At 39.9% G+C, this 17,292-nt stretch carries 16 protein-coding genes and 1 pseudogene; 10 read left to right on the forward strand and 7 right to left on the reverse strand.

Annotation, left to right across the window (positions count from 1 at the left end):
• Positions 1-36 precede the first annotated feature (36 nt).
• Both FJ218_03630 and FJ218_03635 read right to left on the reverse strand, forming a co-directional pair.
• Positions 37-1,488, reverse strand: a complete 1,452-nt coding sequence (locus tag FJ218_03630) for a T9SS type A sorting domain-containing protein (protein MBM4165995.1) — start codon at positions 1,486-1,488, stop codon at positions 37-39.
• Positions 1,485-2,924, reverse strand: coding sequence for a hypothetical protein (locus tag FJ218_03635; protein ID MBM4165996.1), 1,440 nt, complete (start codon positions 2,922-2,924; stop codon positions 1,485-1,487). The genes FJ218_03630 and FJ218_03635 overlap by 4 nt, the downstream gene beginning before the upstream one ends.
• A gap of 221 nt (positions 2,925-3,145) precedes the next feature.
• Between FJ218_03635 and FJ218_03640 the strand changes: the two genes are divergently transcribed.
• From FJ218_03640 to yidC, 8 genes are all read left to right on the forward strand, one after another.
• A complete protein-coding gene (locus tag FJ218_03640; protein MBM4165997.1) occupies positions 3,146-3,571 on the forward strand; it encodes a BrxA/BrxB family bacilliredoxin in 426 nt (141 codons plus the stop codon).
• A 94-nt stretch (positions 3,572-3,665) separates the two neighbouring features.
• Positions 3,666-4,289: a sigma-70 family RNA polymerase sigma factor gene (locus FJ218_03645; protein ID MBM4165998.1), complete on the forward strand. Its 624-nt coding sequence runs from the start codon at positions 3,666-3,668 to the stop codon at positions 4,287-4,289.
• Positions 4,243-4,914: a zf-HC2 domain-containing protein gene (locus FJ218_03650; protein ID MBM4165999.1), complete on the forward strand. Its 672-nt coding sequence runs from the start codon at positions 4,243-4,245 to the stop codon at positions 4,912-4,914. The genes FJ218_03645 and FJ218_03650 overlap by 47 nt, the downstream gene beginning before the upstream one ends.
• 2 nt (positions 4,915-4,916) lie before the next feature.
• Positions 4,917-5,429: a hypothetical protein gene (locus tag FJ218_03655; protein ID MBM4166000.1), complete on the forward strand. Its 513-nt coding sequence runs from the start codon at positions 4,917-4,919 to the stop codon at positions 5,427-5,429.
• A 425-nt stretch (positions 5,430-5,854) separates the two neighbouring features.
• A complete protein-coding gene (locus tag FJ218_03660) occupies positions 5,855-6,001 on the forward strand; it encodes a 50S ribosomal protein L34 (GenBank protein MBM4166001.1) in 147 nt (48 codons plus the stop codon).
• 43 nt (positions 6,002-6,044) lie between these two features.
• Complete coding sequence (gene rnpA, locus FJ218_03665; GenBank protein ID MBM4166002.1) at positions 6,045-6,467, forward strand: ribonuclease P protein component; 423 nt, start codon at positions 6,045-6,047, stop codon at positions 6,465-6,467.
• Positions 6,468-6,503: 36 nt separating this feature from the next.
• Complete coding sequence (yidD, locus tag FJ218_03670; GenBank protein ID MBM4166003.1) at positions 6,504-6,713, forward strand: membrane protein insertion efficiency factor YidD; 210 nt, start codon at positions 6,504-6,506, stop codon at positions 6,711-6,713.
• A gap of 76 nt (positions 6,714-6,789) precedes the next feature.
• On the forward strand, positions 6,790-8,616 hold the full coding sequence (yidC, locus tag FJ218_03675; protein MBM4166004.1) for a membrane protein insertase YidC: 1,827 nt from the start codon (positions 6,790-6,792) through the stop codon (positions 8,614-8,616).
• A 113-nt stretch (positions 8,617-8,729) separates the two neighbouring features.
• Here yidC and FJ218_03680 read toward each other — a convergent pair whose 3' ends face one another.
• Together FJ218_03680 and FJ218_03685 are read right to left on the reverse strand one after the other, a co-directional pair.
• Positions 8,730-10,085, reverse strand: a complete 1,356-nt coding sequence (locus tag FJ218_03680; GenBank protein MBM4166005.1) for a sigma-54-dependent Fis family transcriptional regulator — start codon at positions 10,083-10,085, stop codon at positions 8,730-8,732.
• 6 nt (positions 10,086-10,091) lie between these two features.
• Positions 10,092-11,606, reverse strand: a complete 1,515-nt coding sequence (locus FJ218_03685; protein MBM4166006.1) for a PAS domain S-box protein — start codon at positions 11,604-11,606, stop codon at positions 10,092-10,094.
• A gap of 197 nt (positions 11,607-11,803) precedes the next feature.
• Here FJ218_03685 and murQ point away from each other — a divergent pair, with 197 nt between their 5' ends.
• Positions 11,804-12,724 carry an N-acetylmuramic acid 6-phosphate etherase gene (gene murQ / locus FJ218_03690; protein ID MBM4166007.1) on the forward strand — a complete coding sequence of 307 codons (921 nt, stop codon included), beginning with the start codon at positions 11,804-11,806 and terminating at the stop codon, positions 12,722-12,724.
• A 181-nt stretch (positions 12,725-12,905) separates the two neighbouring features.
• Here the strand turns inward: murQ and FJ218_03695 are convergent, their stop codons facing one another.
• The gene (locus FJ218_03695; protein MBM4166008.1) at positions 12,906-14,159 is read right to left on the reverse strand and encodes a site-specific DNA-methyltransferase; all 1,254 of its coding nucleotides are present in this window, start codon (positions 14,157-14,159) and stop codon (positions 12,906-12,908) included.
• 18 nt (positions 14,160-14,177) lie between these two features.
• The gene (locus FJ218_03700; GenBank protein MBM4166009.1) at positions 14,178-15,293 is read right to left on the reverse strand and encodes an NAD(P)/FAD-dependent oxidoreductase; all 1,116 of its coding nucleotides are present in this window, start codon (positions 15,291-15,293) and stop codon (positions 14,178-14,180) included.
• 88 nt (positions 15,294-15,381) lie between these two features.
• Here FJ218_03700 and FJ218_03705 point away from each other — a divergent pair.
• Positions 15,382-15,674, forward strand: a pseudogene (locus FJ218_03705) (heavy metal-binding domain-containing protein).
• 99 nt (positions 15,675-15,773) lie between these two features.
• Here the strand turns inward: FJ218_03705 and FJ218_03710 are convergent.
• Positions 15,774-17,292, reverse strand: a 1,519-nt coding sequence (locus FJ218_03710) for a Na+:solute symporter (GenBank protein ID MBM4166010.1), incomplete at its 5' end; no start/stop codon positions are given.

Here is a 17,292-nt window from a genome sequence, read left to right on the forward strand (position 1 = left end):
TTTTTTCAATCGCCGTTCGTAATTGATGCTGTATTATTATTTCAGCAAAAGCATTTTTCGAATGGACGACGTTGTTTGTTCTGTTTTGGGAACATACGTTGTTAAACGATAAAAATACACACCAGTTGCATATGGTGAACCGTCGAATGGAAATTCGTATGCGCCTTCTTCCAATACTTGTTTTCTGAGAATGGTTTTTACTTCTTGACCGAGAATGTTGAATACAGTAAGTTCAACAATAGATAATGACGAAATGGAAAACCGTATGGTCGTTGTCGGATTAAACGGATTTGGATAGTTTTGGTCGAGTTCATACGATTCAAGTGGACTAGAAATTACAGCATTCCTTACGTAACGATGTCTTGGTTTTAACGTATCTGGTTTGTACAGAAACGAAACGTCTTTCAATCTAACATTTCCGAAAACTTTTAATGGACATCGCGAAATGGTATCAACTGGACCTTTGAATGCCGTGTTTATTTTCCGAGCAAGTGTATCAAGAAGCGCGTAATCGAGACTTCCGCTACAATTGCTCATCGCTGTGTCAATTTTATCTGCAATTTCCCACACGGTAAAATTATTGAATGGATGACTAAGATTCGTGCTGTCCATAAACACTAAATCGGGAAATTCTTCGGGCGTTATACCGATGTCGCTTGCCATCATATTGATGCGAAGCGCCATTAACTCTCCCGCAAGATGATTGGGATGTTTTTTATACTGTGGACTTTTTTGGTAACCAAGATTTTTTTCATTGGCCCACGGTTTTTTATTGTAAATATTAAAACATCGAGCGTCTGCGGGCGGCTTTAGCCAATCTCCGTTTTCTATTTCTTTATTGGAAGGAAGAAATTTTGAAAGCGTTTTTGCACTTTTGTCCGTTGTGGTAATGCTTGCATTTTTGATTTTATATTTTTTGAGGAGAATGGTATATCCATTTGTTGTGCTTGGTTGTGCAACACCAAGAACTAACCCGGATAATTTCATATTCGTTGGATTATATAAATCTGTTCGTACCCATGCAGTATCCCGTACATTGAGCCACGTTGGTTTTGATTTGGGAGATTTTGTACATGAAATTCTAACTGCTTTATTCGTCGTAAATGCAATAAGACTTTCTTGCGGAGCGGTTGCGTAGCGCGGGTCGCGAAGATTGTAAAAATCATTATTAGAGGAAATTCCTTGTTGAGATGAAAAATTCACATTCACGCGGATTTTTCTCGAGCCGAGAACGATTTGTGAAACGCCGCCGGTTCCGTGGTTTGCGAAATAACTGAATGGGTACATCGAATCGCACAGAACATCATACGTAACAGAATTGTTTCCTAATTTGTAAAAACTATAATAACCTTTATTATCTGTTCGCGTCGAATCTACGAATACGTTCGTCGTTGTGTACATCTCAACTTTCCAATCCTTCAATCCCTTCTGGTCAAGTGTTGTAGATGTATCGCCGTCTAAATCGTCAATGACTTGACCGGCAATCACCCCCCCCCCGATGAAACATATTTTTGAACCATAACATCATACGTACCGTCGGTACCGATACTTCTTCCCGCAAGATATACTGAATTTGTATGGTCAATTGCCATACAAGTAGGAAAATCGTTGTTGTTTGTTTCTCCATTAGTCGTGTCGTACCATATTTTTTTCCCCGTTGCAGGATTCAATTTTGCAACAAAAAAGTTTCCGTATCCTCGCGCGCTATCCGCAGTAGTAAATCCTGAAACATAAACCGCGGAATCGCGACCGACGATAATAGATGTCGCACCATCTATGGAATTCACCAGAGGTCCATTCAATGCGCTTGTCCATATCGTATCTCCAGTAGTGCCGTTATATTTTATGGTAAAGATATCGTCTTTAGGTGTTCCCCGATATGCCGTTCCTGTAACATATACATTGTTTGATTTATCAACGGCAACGCCAACAGGAATTTCGTCCACGAAAAAGGTTGATAAGTTATACCGCTTTTTCCAAATTTCTGTTCCACCTGGAGAATATTTTATTGTTAAGATATCATTGCGCGTTGAAGATTTTGATAGTCCCGTAACAATAAGATTATCATTATTATCTGATACCACTGCTACCACACTATCAACCCCATCAATTGGACCATTCGCCCTGTATGACCATAGCGCAGTATCTCCGGAAGATGTGCTAATACTATTGTATGCCAATGAGATGAAATCGAAACTTGTATTTCCTCCAGAACTATATCCTCCAACATAAACAATTCCGCTGGGAGAAATAGCGATTGCTTTTCCAATATCATCACCATAACCACCATCATACATAGTAATCCACGATGCCGCATCATTTGCGTTCAAATCTACTCCGGATAAATTTTTGGGAAACTTAATTGTTACCAATTTATAAAATCCGTTTGTACCTTGTTCTGATGTTCCTGTAACATAAGCGTTTCCCTCTTCATCTATTGCTATTGCCCGCGCTTCGTCAAATCCGCTACTTTGGCGAAGACTATAATAACTACTCCAATGTATTGCTCCGGAATTTCCATCAATTTTTGCAGTAAAACTATTGGCTTGTCCTCCGCCAAGAGATGGATAATATCTTCTTCCGCATACATAGAGGTTTCCGCGAGAATCTATTTTCATCGCTGCGAGAGAATCACTTCCTAATTCATTGAGAAATTTTACAGGCCATCCACCACCTTCTATTAAAGTTCCCGTAGTGTTGAATTTTAAAATTACCCAATCCCTGTCGCCAGTTACTGTATTGGTAACAGCCGTTATTCCAACAAAAACATTTCCGGAGCCATCAACGCAAACAGAAGATGGAAACTCATTTGAATTAGGAAGACTATAACGTGGAGGAGGAAGCCACGCTTGATTGACCTGAGAATAGATAGGAGAAAGCGAAAGCACTCCTAACAGTATTAGAAGAACAGAATGCTGTTTCATACTGGTACCTAAAAAATATAATTGTTTATAAAAGAAATATCAAATGCCGATAGACGACAATTCCGCATGAATTAGATACATTTTTCTGGGTTAAATGTATTGAGAATCCGTAAAAAAATCAAGAAAGAAAATCAACACGTCGAAATTCTAACAAATTATTTTTCACACAAATTATTTCTATCTTTTTTTCAAAAAATTATTAACAATCAAAAAAGGAACTTATGTACCCCGAAACTCGTGTTCAACCAATGCGAAAAGAAGTTGCAGATTTAGGATTCGAAGAAATTAAAACTGCACAAGAAATTGATTCCCTCATTGCTAGTACCGACGGAACGTTATTTTTCTTCATCAATTCTGTATGCGGATGTTCAGCAGGGTCTGCTCGTCCAGCGTTACGAATTGCAATGAAAAACAACATATTGCCCGAAAAGAAAATTACCGTGTTTGCCGGCAATGATGTCGAAGCAACCGAACAAGTGCGAAAATACCTTGTAGGGTTTGCTCCCACATCTCCTTCGATGTGGCTTCTCCAAAATAGAAAAGTTGTCTATGCAATTGAACGGCATCATTTTCAAACTAATCCACCGGAAACAATTGCAGAACAATTAAAATCCGCTTTCGATAGATTCTGTAAAGTTATGGCATAAACCTGATTCAATGTCTGAACGCGATTTTGCTTTACTTACAATGCCGAGTTTTCGCTCGGCATTTTTTTTCTATCGTTAAACCTCTTTCGTTTTTATATCATCTAACCATCGTTCACAATCAAACGAATACGTGGAAACACACGAAACACGAGTAACGGCAAAACTTACAACAGATGAAGAACTCATCGCATTATTTCGAAGCGGTGATGTTGCAGGATTCAATGAACTTGTTCGGCGATATCAGGAACGTGTATATTGGATTGCCCGAAGAATTGTTCTTGACCACGACGACGCGGATGATGTTACGCAAGATGTTTTCGTCAAAGTGTACGGCGCATTAAAACATTTCAGAATGGAATCGGAATTTTTTACGTGGCTTTACCGAATCGCCGTCAACATTTCTCTCAATAAAATTCGTGCAAAAAAAGTGAAACAATTTTTCCGTATAAATGAAGACGATTCATTGCCGCTCGAAGTAATGGACGAATCAATACATCCCGACGTACTCTATCAAAAAAAAGAACTGCAACACGTAGTCGAGAAAGCGGTCGAAAAATTACCAAAACAACAACGCACGGTATTCGTTATGCGATTTTATGATGAACTTTCTTACGAAGAAATCGCGCATCTGCTGAAACGCTCGATTGGTGGATTAAAAGCAAATTACTTCCATGCATTTAAAAAAATTCAAAAGTATGTACAACACGCACTGCAATGAAATTCAATCCCTTCTCCCGGATTGGATAAAGAACAAAGAAAGCGACGAACATAATCAAGAAATTCTCCTGCATCTTTCACATTGCGATGGTTGCAAACAAGAAACAATGGAGTTGGAACAAACGTTAACGCAGATGAAACAACAATACACTTCTCCCCCGCAACAATATTTTATTACTCTTCTCCCGCGAGTACATCAACGCATCGAAAAGAAACGTAAGCAAAACGTTTATTGGCGCACGGCACAAGCGATAACATCTCTCGCCGCAATAGCGATAGTGTTTATTTTCGGTTCGCTCTTCAAGACTTCCGAAAAATCTTTTGATGAAAAATTACAATCCATTACTCGAGATATCAATGAAACCGATTTACAAGATTTTGCTTCCCTGGATTTGACAGAAGAATATCTTTCTCCTGCGCAACAGGAAGAAACAATATTCAGTGATGACGATATCGAAGTTTTGCAAACTCTTGTAGATGAACATCCGCCTTTACTTTTCACTGGTGCCTCCGCATTAGAAAACGACGAAAAAATTTTATTGGAAACGCTTTCCGATGAAGATGCGCAATTCCTTGTTTCAACATTAGAAAAAAAATTTCCCGACAACTATAACAGAAAGAAATAATTATGACACTCAACAATAAATATTCACTTCTTATTCTTTTGCTTTTCGGAACACTGTTTTCGTTTTCGCAATCGGATGAAATGCCAATGCGTCCCGGTGGAGAACGCATAAAACAATTTCGTAAACTAAAACTAATAGAAGTGTTGGACTTAAACGAAGAAAAATCCATTCGTTTTTTTGCAAAACTCAATGCACACGAAAACACTGTTCATGAATTACAAAAACACCGAAATGATTTGCTTGACACACTTGAAATCCTCATCAAAGCAAAAGCCACAGATAAATCATTTGAACGCGTTTTCAATATGCTCTTTGACATCGACCCCAAAATTACCAACGAACGAAACGCGTTTCATAACGAAGTAAAAGACCTGCTTTCACCGGAACAAATGGCAAAATGGCTTGTGTTCGAACGAAAATTTTGGAGCGAAGTGCGAGAGAGAATGCAAGAAAAAATGAAGGATAAAATGCCAGGAAAAGGAAAACGCTTCCGCGGAAAAATGGAAGAAGATTAAACCATAAATACAAAAGCCCTCAATGAGAATTCACTGAGGGCTTTCTTTTTTGCTTTCAATTACCAACTTACAACATAGAAAGTTGAAATCTGGCGATTTCAATATCGTACGGTATACTTCACCCCATGATTTCAATTCAAAAACCTTACAAAGAAATTTCCAACAGTAACCGCGCTTGACAACGGTAATTACATTCGTAGTGTGTGGAAATTCAAAAAAGGACACGTGTTTTAGAAAAGTAGAATTCAAAAGAAAACATTTACAAATTACACGCTGTCGTAAAACGGAATTTTGCCCGCGTTCCTTTTTTCCCTATCTTTTTCCCATTTTAAAAATGAATCCCGTTCCCAAAAATCCGGAACGGTTTTTTTATCAATGCGGAATGAACATTCCGTTCATTCATTTATTCTTTGCACTTCATAGTTATGAAACGAACCTTTCAGCCAAGCAACCGCCATCGAAAAAATGTTCACGGTTTTCGTCAGCGAATGAAAACGAAAAATGGACGAGCCGTCCTTGCTCGCCGCCGCGCCAAGGGACGCTGGAAACTTACTGTAAGCGACGAAAAATAATACGATACGTTTATTGCTTCGCAACTCGCTTCCGCGAAAAGAAATTCTCCGCGGATACGGCGCATTTACAGAAGTTTATCGCAACGGACAACGATTTTCCCAGGAACACATTCTGTGTTTTGCGCTTGAACGAACTCGTCTCTCTTTGAAACATTTGCCAACAGACGTTCCTGTTCTTGTTGGCTTTTCTGTTTCTCGTAAAGTGCAAACCGCAGTAGAGCGAAATCGTTTGAAACGGTTGTTGCGAGAGGCATATCGTATTCAGAAACATAAACTTTTTGAATTTTGTCAATTGCATCAACAACCAATAGTGCTGTTGTTTTCTTTTTTTAACGTAAAAGCATCGGTTCCGAAACATCTTTCGTTTCAACGAATTGAAAAAGAAATGGGTGTTTTGTTGGATTCACTTCTTCGGTGGAAAAATTATCAAACACAACAAGCAAAGAGCATCGAAAATAAATCATAGAACGTTTTTCATCAACTTCATTTATTATTTACGTACGTGCGTACCCTCATCCGTTTTTACCAAATTGTTATCTCCCCGATACTTCCGCAGAACCAATGCAGATTTCAGCCATCGTGTTCAAACTATGCGCTTGATGCATTTAAGAAACATTCATTCCTTTCCGCTTTGTGGCTGTCGGCGAAACGAATTGCAAAATGTCATCCGTTTCACCAGGGAGGATTTGATTCCGTTCCCGAAAGAAAGTAATGTTTCCCCGACGAATTTGCACGCACACATGTAACAACTCTATATTTCTTCTATTCAACATTTTTTAAATACAACCGTGGAAAAACGAGAAACATTTGGTTTCATCCTCATCGGACTAATTTTGATGGTGTGGATGATGTATATTGCGCCAACGCCACAGCAGCCACCACAACGAACTATTGCAGATTCGCAATCTGCGCCATATAAAAAACCGTTGGATTCTGTTACGCAAAAAATTTTTCCACAAGACATATCAATCGCGGATTCAAGCGATGACCGGTTTGTAAAAGTTTTTGGAAATTTTTTTGCGCCGTTTGCTCAGGGAACCGAAAAAATTATTCACATCGAAAACGAATTGTTCTCTGCAGAGTTTACATCGAAAGGTGGAATGTTGAAAAAATGGACGTTAAAGAAATTTTCTTCGTGGAGTAAAAAACGGCTGGTGCAATTGGTAGAAAACACGAACTTGGGAGATTTAAGTTTGTTATTTTCTTCTACCGAAGGAAAAATCATCAACACGAACGCGTTGTATTTTCAAACTTCGCACCCTGCATCGCATATCGATATTTCAAGTTCCGATGCCGATGAATACACACTTGAATTTGTTCTCCCGGTTTCTGAAACAAGCACACTGATTCGAAAGTATATTTTTAAGCGCGGTGAATATGGTTTTCGTACCGAACAGCATTTTATCGGAATGCAAAATATCATTGCGGGAGATGAATATCAACTCGTGTGGGAACGCGGGATTCGTTTTACAGAATATAACAGCGTTGACGAAGCAGAGTTTGCGCAAGCAATTGCATACAGCGGCGGCGAACTGAAAACTATTGACGCCGCTTCTTCTGACGAATTTCCGAAATCAAATTTTTCGGGAACAACCGAATGGGTGGGAACGCATAACAAATATTTCGGATTTGCTATTCTTTCGAACGAACAAAAAAGCGTTGGCGGGTATCTGGAAGGAAAGCATATCACTGTTGGCGGTACTGGAATGAAAGAAGAATACAAAGTCGCGATGAAACTTCCATTCAAAGGAAACCAAGAAGAACGTTGCGCCGAAACAATTTTCCTTGGACCGCTTGACAGAGATATATTACTTTCGTACGACGCAGGACTTGACCAAATGTTGAGCCTCGGTTGGGCGTGGATTGTTCGTCCGATTTCTGAATATGTGTTGCTTCCTATTTTTTACGGTTTGCATTATGTGATTCCAAATTACGGAATTGTCTTAATTGTATTTTCCATTATCATCAAAATTCTCCTCCATCCGCTGACGAAAAAAAGTATGGATTCGATGAGGAAGATGCAAAAACTTCAGCCGATGATGGCTGAGTTAAAAGAAAAACACAAAGAAGACCCGACAAAAATGAATCAAGCGGTGATGAGATTGTACACCGATTATGGAGTAAATCCCGCCGGAGGTTGTTTGCCAATTATTTTACAGATGCCGATTCTTTTTGCTTTGTTTTCTGTGTTTCGTTCGACCATTGATTTACGGCAGGCGCATTTTGTCGGATGGATTCACGACCTCTCTATGCCCGATGTGTTATTCACTCTTCCATTTTCCGTTCCTATTTTTAATTCGCAGGAAATTAGCGGATTAGCATTGATGCTGGGAATAACACAATTTTGGCAATCCAAACAAACAACGACGGACCCTCGTCAAAAAATGATGGTGTGGATGATGCCGGTGATGATGTTCTTTCTGTTCAATAGTTTTCCCTCGGGATTGAATTTATATTATACGCTTTTCAATCTTCTCTCGATTGCTCAACAGTGGTTGGTCAACAAATCACACAACGATGAACCGTTGAAAAAAATTGAACCGAAAAACCGGAAACTTTCCTGGTTCGAACGATTAGCAAAACAAGCACAAGAAACAAGAAGAGGGAAAAAATAACTATTGCGTATCGGCGCAAAACTTTCAAGGTTTGCATTGATGAACCATTGGGATGCTAAAAATTTTATCATCGCACCTTCAAAGAGAAACCTTGAAGATTTTCAGAAGTTCACTTACGTTTGAGGAATACCTAAATCTTTTATTCTTCTGTATAACGTAGGCAAACTTATTTTCAGTTGCCCCGCTGTTTTTTCCTTATCGAATTCAAACCGTTCCAGCGTAGTGTAAATAAATTGTTTTTCTACTTCATCCAATGCTTCTCGTAAGGACATATCGTTGCGAGCAATCGCTTTTTCCGTACTTACTTGAAAAAATTCCGGAAGACTTTTCATCGAAACAAATTCATCGGTAGAAAAAATGACCGCGCGCTCGATGATATTTTCCAGTTCGCGGATTTCTCCTTTCCATTCGTGCGCCAGCAAATGTTTCATCACGTCGTTATCCACACCCTTGATGTTCTTATTCATTTCTCTTCTGAATTTCTGAACAAAATGTTCGATGAGCAACGGGATATCTTCTTTTCGCTCAGCGAGCGAAGGAAGATGGATTTCTACAACATTTAAACGATAATATAAATCCTCCCGAAATCTTCCCGCTTCCACTTCTTTCAGCAAATCACGATTCGTTGCCGCAACGATGCGAACATCAATAGAAATCGGCGTTGATGAACCAACGGGAATGATTTCTTCTTGCTCCAGTGCGCGAAGTAATTTCACTTGTAATTGAAACGGCATTTCACTTATTTCGTCCAGGAACAAAGTGCCGTTATCCGCAGTTTTAAAAAATCCTGCTTTGTCCGAAGCCGCTCCGGTAAACGCTCCTTTTTTATGACCGAATAACTCGCTTTCAATCAATGTTTCCGGAATTGCTCCACAGTTCACAACAACAAACAGTTTTGTTTTTCGTTTACTGTTGTAATGAATAGCGCGCGCGACCAATTCTTTCCCTGTTCCGCTTTTTCCCGTAATAAGAACTGTGCTACTTGTTCCGGAAACCGTTTGAATCATATCGAACACTTTTTTCATTGCGGTACTTTTCCCGATTAATTTGGAAAAATCATACTTATCGAGAAGTTCCTTGCGTAATAATTTATTCTCGATAGAAATGCGGCGATGCTCGAGCAGCCGCTGAATTTTTACAACGAGTTCGTCAAATTCGACGGGCTTTAAAATATAATCGCTTGCGCCGTTTCGTAACGCTTGGATCGCCGTTTCGATTGAACCGTGCGCCGTTATGATAAACACCAGCGTTTGCGGACTTGCTGTGGTGATGTGTTCTAACAAATCAATGCCTTTCATTTCGGGCATTTCGATATCGGTGATAACCAAATCGTATGCACTCTCAAGCACTTTTTCGTACGCTTCTTTTCCGTTAGATGCTTCGCTCACTTCGTATCCTTCATTTTTAAGGATGAAGGAAAGAGATTCGCGGATGATTTGTTCGTCGTCAACGACTAAAATTTTTTCCATATAAAATCAGATTTCTAAATTGATGGGGAGAATAACGGTAAAGGTCGTTCCTTTGCCTTCTTCACTGTGAACTTGAATATCACCTTGAAAACTTTTGATGATGCCATAACTTACCCATAGTCCAAGCCCTGTACCTTCGCCAATTTTCTTTGTCGTAAAAAACGGTTCGAAGATTTTTTCCAAATGCTCTTGAGAAATTCCCGTCCCATTGTCGCAGATAGAAATGGATACGTATTTTCCGTGCGCCTGGGTTGTTGCGGAAATTTCCGCTTTCATTGATTCGACGGAACAATGCTGCTGTTCTGCTTTGGTAATCAACGCGTCCGCAGCGTTAATAAGAATATTGATAAAGACCTGAAGAATTTGGTCGGGAACAATACGGAGCAATGGAACCGTATCATCGAGTGAGGAGTTGAAAGAAATTCCTTTTGCTTTTTTTCCGACGCGAACAATTTCTACTGATTCGCGGATGCATTTATTGATGTCCGTCAGTTGCAGTTCGTACGTCGAGCGGCGCGAAAAATCTACAAGGTCGCGAAGAATGCGGGAGATGCGGTTGATTTGACTTTTAACAAGTTCTAATTTTTCTTTCGTGAAACCTTCTTTGGTTGTGCGTTGAATAATTTGCACGATAGAAGAAATTGAGGTAAGCGGATTTCCTACTTCGTGCGCTACGCCTGCGGAAAGTGTTCCGATGCTCTCCATTTTTTGCACGTGGATAAGATGTTGTTCAAGATATTTTTGCTCGGTGATATCGCGATGCACTCCTAAAAATCCGACGAGTGTTTTGCTTTCATCAATAATTGGAGAAATAAGAACGTGAGCAAAAAACGGTTCACCGTTTTTTCGCGTGTTTTCAATTTCGCCCACCCAAACTTTTCCCGAATTGATGGTGTTCCAAACATTTTTCCAAAATCCGTTGGAGTGTTTTCCGCTTTTAAAAATACTCGGGTTTTTTCCCAGCAATTCTTCTTTCGAATATCCGCTCGCTTTTTCAAACGAAGGATTGACATAAATCATATTACCTTTGACGTCGGTAATTTGAATCGGGTTCACTGTTTGTTCCACAACATTGAAGAAGCGGAGAAAATCCAATTCGTGCTTCTTTTGTTCCGTAACATCGCGCGCATTGACGACACACAAGCGATACTCTCTCTTATGAGGGAGCAAAACTGGCGAAAAAAACATTTGAACGTTTACCGATGTTCTGTCGGAAGAATGAAATTGCGAAGTGCATTGCTGATTACTACCCGTAAGAAAACATTTGTTGAGCGTTTCTTCAACAAACAAGCGTTCACTCGATATTATATGCGACGCAAGCAACGAACCGAGAAGTTGTTCTTTCGGTCGTTTAAGCGTTGCACATACAACGTTGTTCGCTTCAAGAATTACTCCATCGTTGGAAACAAGAAAGCAAAGATCGGGAAGCGAATCTAACAACATCAAAGCAGGAAAAAATTCTTTGTTCAAAGAAATTTCTTCTTCAGAAGTCGTGGAAGGCATTCGTGCGAAAGCGTTCATACGTGTGGAGACGAAACTTGTTGATTGCGTTGTTGTGAAAAAAAATTATGGCAAAATATATGATTTCATTCTGCGAAAATTCAATTCATTGGAAAAACCATTTGCTTGCAGTGTAAAATTTTTTGTTTTTCAAATTCGCTTTTTCTAACTTTGCAACGCAATTTTTTAAAACATAAAACTGTACCATCGTGAATAACATTTTCCAACAGCTTAGCACATTGCACACCGAGAAACGAAATTTCCGCTCGATGAAAATTGACAGCGCATCGGTTGCTGAAATACTTCACATCATCAACGAAGAAGATAAACTCGTTCCGTTCGCAGTCGAAAAAGATTTTTCGAGCATTGCGAAAGCGGTGAATATCATTGTTCACGCATTGAAAACCAACGGGCGATTATTGTATGTTGGCGCAGGGACAAGCGGAAGATTAGGAATATTAGACGCAACGGAATGTCCGCCAACATTCGGAACAAAAAAAGAAATGGTGCAAGGAATAATTGCCGGCGGGAAAAAAGCAATGGTGCAATCTATCGAAGGCGCAGAAGATATTGAAGAACAGGCGGGAAAAGATCTGCGCGCAAAAAACGTTTCTGCTCGCGACGTTGTCTGCGGCATTGCGGCAAGCATTCGCACTCCGTATGTTGTTTCAGCGATGCAATACGCAACTTCAGTTGGAGCAAAAACTATTTTTCTCACGACCAATCCCCGAAGCGTCTATTCTCAACGACAATTTTCCGCGCTTCACCGTTGTGTTGATATTGCGATTTGTATAGACGTCGGCGCCGAAATTATTACCGGCTCGACACGGATGAAAAGCGGAACGGCACAAAAAATGGTTCTGAATATGCTGACTACTGCATCGTTTATTCGTTTGGGAAAAGTGTACGAAAATATGATGATTGACTTGCAACTGAAAAGTAATAAACTCAGCGAACGAGCAAAAAATATTCTAATGACTATCTTAAACATTACATACGGCGAAGCGGAAAAAATTCTTGGGGAAACAAACGGAAACGTCAAAGTTGCAATCGTTATGCACAAAAAAAGTGTTTCACGAAAAAAAGCAATAGAGTTGCTAAAAAATTCCGACGGTTTTGTGCGAAAAGCCATCGGATAATTTTCCAAAGAAGATTTTCAATCTCACATCTCAAATTTATCCTTTGCCTGCTGATATTCAGCATCAAATTCCTGCAAGCGTATCAAAGACGATGCAATCGCTCTGTTCACTTTTGTTTTAGGAACTCGTCGTGTTGCCGCATCAATCATTTCTCTCGAAAGTATAATACAGGGAAAATTTATCATCGTGCTTTTTGGAAAATGACAATGCGATTCGTGTTTGTTCCTTTGCTGTTGTTCGCAATGCCCCAAATGTTTGCAGTTTTGGTAAACTGCTGCGTATTCAGCATAATTCCCTCACACAAAAATCCTGTCTCGATTCCGATGGCTGCAATATTTTCTTCCAAACGAATTTTCCCTTTACGCACTTCGCCAACTTCAAACGCAACATAACCATGTTGTTGCGTAATGCGAAACAATTCTTTGAACACAGATTTCATTACGCCGCACCACTCGTCAAGCGATTTACACACCGTAATCTTCTTTCCAATGTTATCCACATCAAAACCATTGAACCAGCACCGAAGCCAGTTGTCATTTGCATACTGAACAACATCGAGAAACGGCGGCGACGTAACGGTGAGTTGAACGGAATTATTTTTTATTTCCTTCGCGCATCGTGCATCGTTGGAATAAAATTTTGCTTTTCGCGCAATCCTCCGAAGGATATTTTTTTCTTCCGAAGAAATATTCCGAAGCAAGTCGTTCGATTTTTTTACAATGATGTTTTTCACGTTGCGATATTCGGGAATTTGATTTCGCTGTATGTTTATTTTCGTTTGACGCTCAGCAGAAATTGCCTGATTCGGCGGCAAGGTATACACGGAAAAAAATCCTTTCGAATGTCCCGTAAGACGACTGGTTGCAACCATCTGGATCCATTCATCGAGAAAATCTTCGTCAGAAAATTTATTTTTCAGAAAAAGATATTTTCGCAACGAAAGAATTTCCTGCAATGTTTTCGAATGAAAAAACATCGAAAGGTCAATATCGGAAACTTCATGTTCCTCAAAAGAAATTTCATTCAAACGTTGTTCAACATCAGAAATTTCGGGAAGAAAAAATCTCGGCTTGTATAAAATTTTACTCAGCGGATTGATGTCGTTGGCAATGACATTCCTCTTCATCAATGCGGCTTCGATGACCGTTGTTCCTCTTCCTGCAAACGGGTCATAAACAATATCGCCCGGCTTCGTGAAACGCTGAATAAAGAAACGCGGGAGTTGCGGTTTGAAACATGCGCGATACGAAATTTCGTGCAATGAATGCGCTTGCCGTTGTTTCGAAGTCCAGAACTCATTGATAAAAACGGGAATCGTTAACTTGCCAAGGGATAATTGTTCTTCACGCATTTTTTTATTTTCCGAAAACAAACTTTCGCCGGTATAACAAGAAAATTCTTTCAGATGTGTTTTAAAATCATTGTTTGGGAACATCAACGTATATTGTAATAATCACTGATTCAATAATTCTTCCACATATCTCGCAATTGCGGGCGATGCAGTGAGTCCTGGCGATTCAATGCCTATAAGATTAATAAAACCATTGAATCCTTTTTCTTTTTCGTTCACGATAATAAAATCTTTCATCGCATCTCCTTTCTTTTGCAACTTCGGACGAATGCCGCTCATATCGGGAGATAAATCTTCTACAGTAATCGAAGGAAACATTCGTTGAATTGCGGATGCAAATGCATAACGTTTATTTTCATCAACGGAATAATTTATTTTTTTTTCTTCAAGAAATTCAACATCGGGACCGAATTTTAGATTTCCTCCCAAATCAAGAACTGCGTGAACCCCAAGACTTTCATTGTTGGGAATAGGATATACTAAACGCGAAAGGATTTTCGCTTTATGCGGAACAACGGAAAAATATGAACCTTTACAAAACGCCTGTCGGTATTGTTCCTTATCAATATCCATTCCCGCAAGCGATGCGATGTCATCAGAAAATAATCCGGCTGCATTGATAATTTTTTCTGAAGTAACCTCTGAGTGCAAATTTTTTTCACGAAGAATAATTGAATAACCGTTCGACTTAGGTGAAATTTCAGTAACGCAACAATTATGTTTAACTATTGTGCCGTTATTTTTTGCCGTGTGAAAAAAATAATCCATCAAGCCGTGCGCACTGATAATTCCCGTTGTCGGCGAAAAGATGGAAGCAACAGCGTTGACATTTGGTTCAAGTTTTTTGGTTGATTCTTTATCGAGCAGACGTAATTCAATACCGTTTGCAATACCGTTTTGAAAAATATTTTCCAGCGAGGGAATTTCGTTTTCTGAATTGGCGACAATTATTTTTGAAATTTTCCGAAATGGAATGTTGTGCGCATAGCCCAGCGAATACAATTCGTTATTTCCTTCGACACAGAAACGCGCTTTGAGTGAATTGTGCGGATAATATATTCCCGCGTGAATAACTTCGCTGTTACGGCTCGAGGTTTCCATTCCATATTTTTCGTTTTTTTCCACTACAAGTATGCGCGAACAATTTCGAGAAACTCGCGCTGCAATTGCAAGTCCAATAACACCTGCGCCGATAATCGTAATTTCAAAATCGTGCATTATTTTATGGAAGAATTTTTCTTAAAAAAGTTATTGAAAATTTATGAACGGTTTTATATTCTACAGAAAATTTTAATAGAAAACTACTATGCTCATCGTAACAACAAATACTATTGAAGTGAAAAAAATATTACGCTACTTCGGAATCGTCAGCGGAGAAACAATGTTGCTTGCGGGAATTTACAACGCTCGTCACCCGGCGGCGTTTGAAAACAAATTGCGCGAAGCAAAAGAGATATTGCACTGGAAAAAATGACGTATCAGGCAAAATCCTTGGGAGCAAACGTAATTATCGGCGTTGATTTAGATTACGAAACCGTTGGAGAAGGTTCGATGCTGATGGTAAGCGCGAGCGAAACAGCAGTTGTGGTTGAGGAATAATGAGACGATTTTATTTTTAACAATATCATCTCTTCGTTTTGGTGTAACTTATGTTGAAGTTTTTACAAAAGAAAAATATCTGATTACAATAAATTTCTTTCACTCCTTCATCCCTCTCCACAACACGCCGCCACACACAACCGCAATAACGAGCAATGCAACGCCAAAACTAATTTCACCAAATAAAATTTTTCCAACGCCGAAAAGAGAAGAATACACTAACACAACTCCCGCGCACCATTGCAGCAATTGCTTTCCAAAATGAAAATCCGTTTGAATATTCGGAAGAAGTTGTGCAATTGGTTTCCACATTCCGCCGGGACGAATGCGTGTGTAAAATTCTTTGAGAACATTTTCTTCCGTTGGTTTTGTAAGAAACGTAACAACGAGCCATACAATAGTTGTAACGCCGACAATAAAGAACAGCGAGTTGGGAAACGTTATATCGGTGAAAAATTTTATATACGCATACATAAAAAACGGCGTAAGCATTGCGGCGATTTCACTCCACGCATTTACGCGCCACCAATACCAACGCAGAATCAACACAAGTCCAAGTCCCGCGCCTGCTTCGATAATAAATGACCACGCGCCGGAAATCGTTTGAATAAACATTGTAACGACAACGGAAACGAGCATTAATAGTATCGTCGTAATTCTTGAAATGCGAACATATTCTTTTTCCTCTGCTTCTTTTTTTACAAAGCGGCGATAAAAATCATTCACGACGTATGATGTTCCCCAATTTAAATGCGTTGCAATCGTGGACATATACGCCGCGAAAAACGCAGCGACTAACAATCCAAGCAATCCCGTTGGAAGAAAATCGCGCATCGCAAAAACGTAACCAAGTTTTTTATCGGCGAGCGAAAGTTGCGGATACAAGACAAGCGTTGCAAGTCCCGTAAGAATCCAGGGCCACGGACGCAAACAATAATGCGCAACGGTGAACCACAATGTTGCAAGCACGCTGTGTCGCTCATCTTTTGCCGCCATCATTCGCTGCGCAACATAACCGCCGCCGCCCGGTTCTGCTCCCGGATACCACGATGCCCACCATTGAATTCCGATGTACGCAAGAAATCCCATAACGGAAATTGCGAGCGTTGTTCCCATTTCCGAAGTTGCATTTCCAACATTAGGAAAAAAATCAAAATAATATTTTGGAAGTTTTTCTTGCAATCCAGTTATTCCACCGACTTGTGGAAGTTGTAGTAAAAGAATCGCAAGCACAAGCGTTCCGACCATTGCAAACACGAATTGAAACACATCTGTCGCCGCAACGCCCCACAATCCCGACATTGCCGAATATGCTGCAACAAGCACCATACACGCGGCGATGTAAAAAATACTTTGCGAATGTGCGATGCCAAAAATGCCTTCGAGAATGGACATCATCGCGACGTTCACCCAACCCATAATGATGCAGTTGAGAAACAATCCGAGATAGAGCGCGCGAAATCCACGAAGAAATGCGGCTGGTTTTCCCGAGTAGCGCAGTTCGATAAATTCCACGTCCGTCATTACACCCGCGCGTCGCCAAAGTTTTGCAAAAAAGAAAATTGTGAGCACACCGCCGAAAACAAAATTCCACCAAAGCCAATTGCCTGCGATGCCA

Source organism: Ignavibacteria bacterium (assembly GCA_016873775.1).
Classification (GTDB): Bacteria; Bacteroidota; Ignavibacteria; order UBA10030; family F1-140-MAGs086; genus JAGXRH01.

What these genes read in the sequence shown, in the direction of transcription:
- FJ218_03685 (MBM4166006.1), bottom strand. Translation starts at nt 11,606, where the DNA reads ATGAACGCTTTCGCACGAATGCCTTCCACGACTTCTGAAGAAGAAATT.
- FJ218_03680 (MBM4166005.1), bottom strand. Translation starts at nt 10,085, where the DNA reads ATGGAAAAAATTTTAGTCGTTGACGACGAACAAATCATCCGCGAATCT.
- FJ218_03700 (MBM4166009.1), bottom strand. Translation starts at nt 15,293, where the DNA reads ATGCACGATTTTGAAATTACGATTATCGGCGCAGGTGTTATTGGACTT.
- FJ218_03635 (MBM4165996.1), bottom strand. Translation starts at nt 2,924, where the DNA reads ATGAAACAGCATTCTGTTCTTCTAATACTGTTAGGAGTGCTTTCGCTT.
- FJ218_03640 (MBM4165997.1), top strand. Translation starts at nt 3,146, where the DNA reads ATGTACCCCGAAACTCGTGTTCAACCAATGCGAAAAGAAGTTGCAGAT.
- FJ218_03655 (MBM4166000.1), top strand. Translation starts at nt 4,917, where the DNA reads ATGACACTCAACAATAAATATTCACTTCTTATTCTTTTGCTTTTCGGA.
- FJ218_03660 (MBM4166001.1), top strand. Translation starts at nt 5,855, where the DNA reads ATGAAACGAACCTTTCAGCCAAGCAACCGCCATCGAAAAAATGTTCAC.
- FJ218_03695 (MBM4166008.1), bottom strand. Translation starts at nt 14,159, where the DNA reads ATGTTCCCAAACAATGATTTTAAAACACATCTGAAAGAATTTTCTTGT.
- FJ218_03650 (MBM4165999.1), top strand. Translation starts at nt 4,243, where the DNA reads ATGCATTTAAAAAAATTCAAAAGTATGTACAACACGCACTGCAATGAA.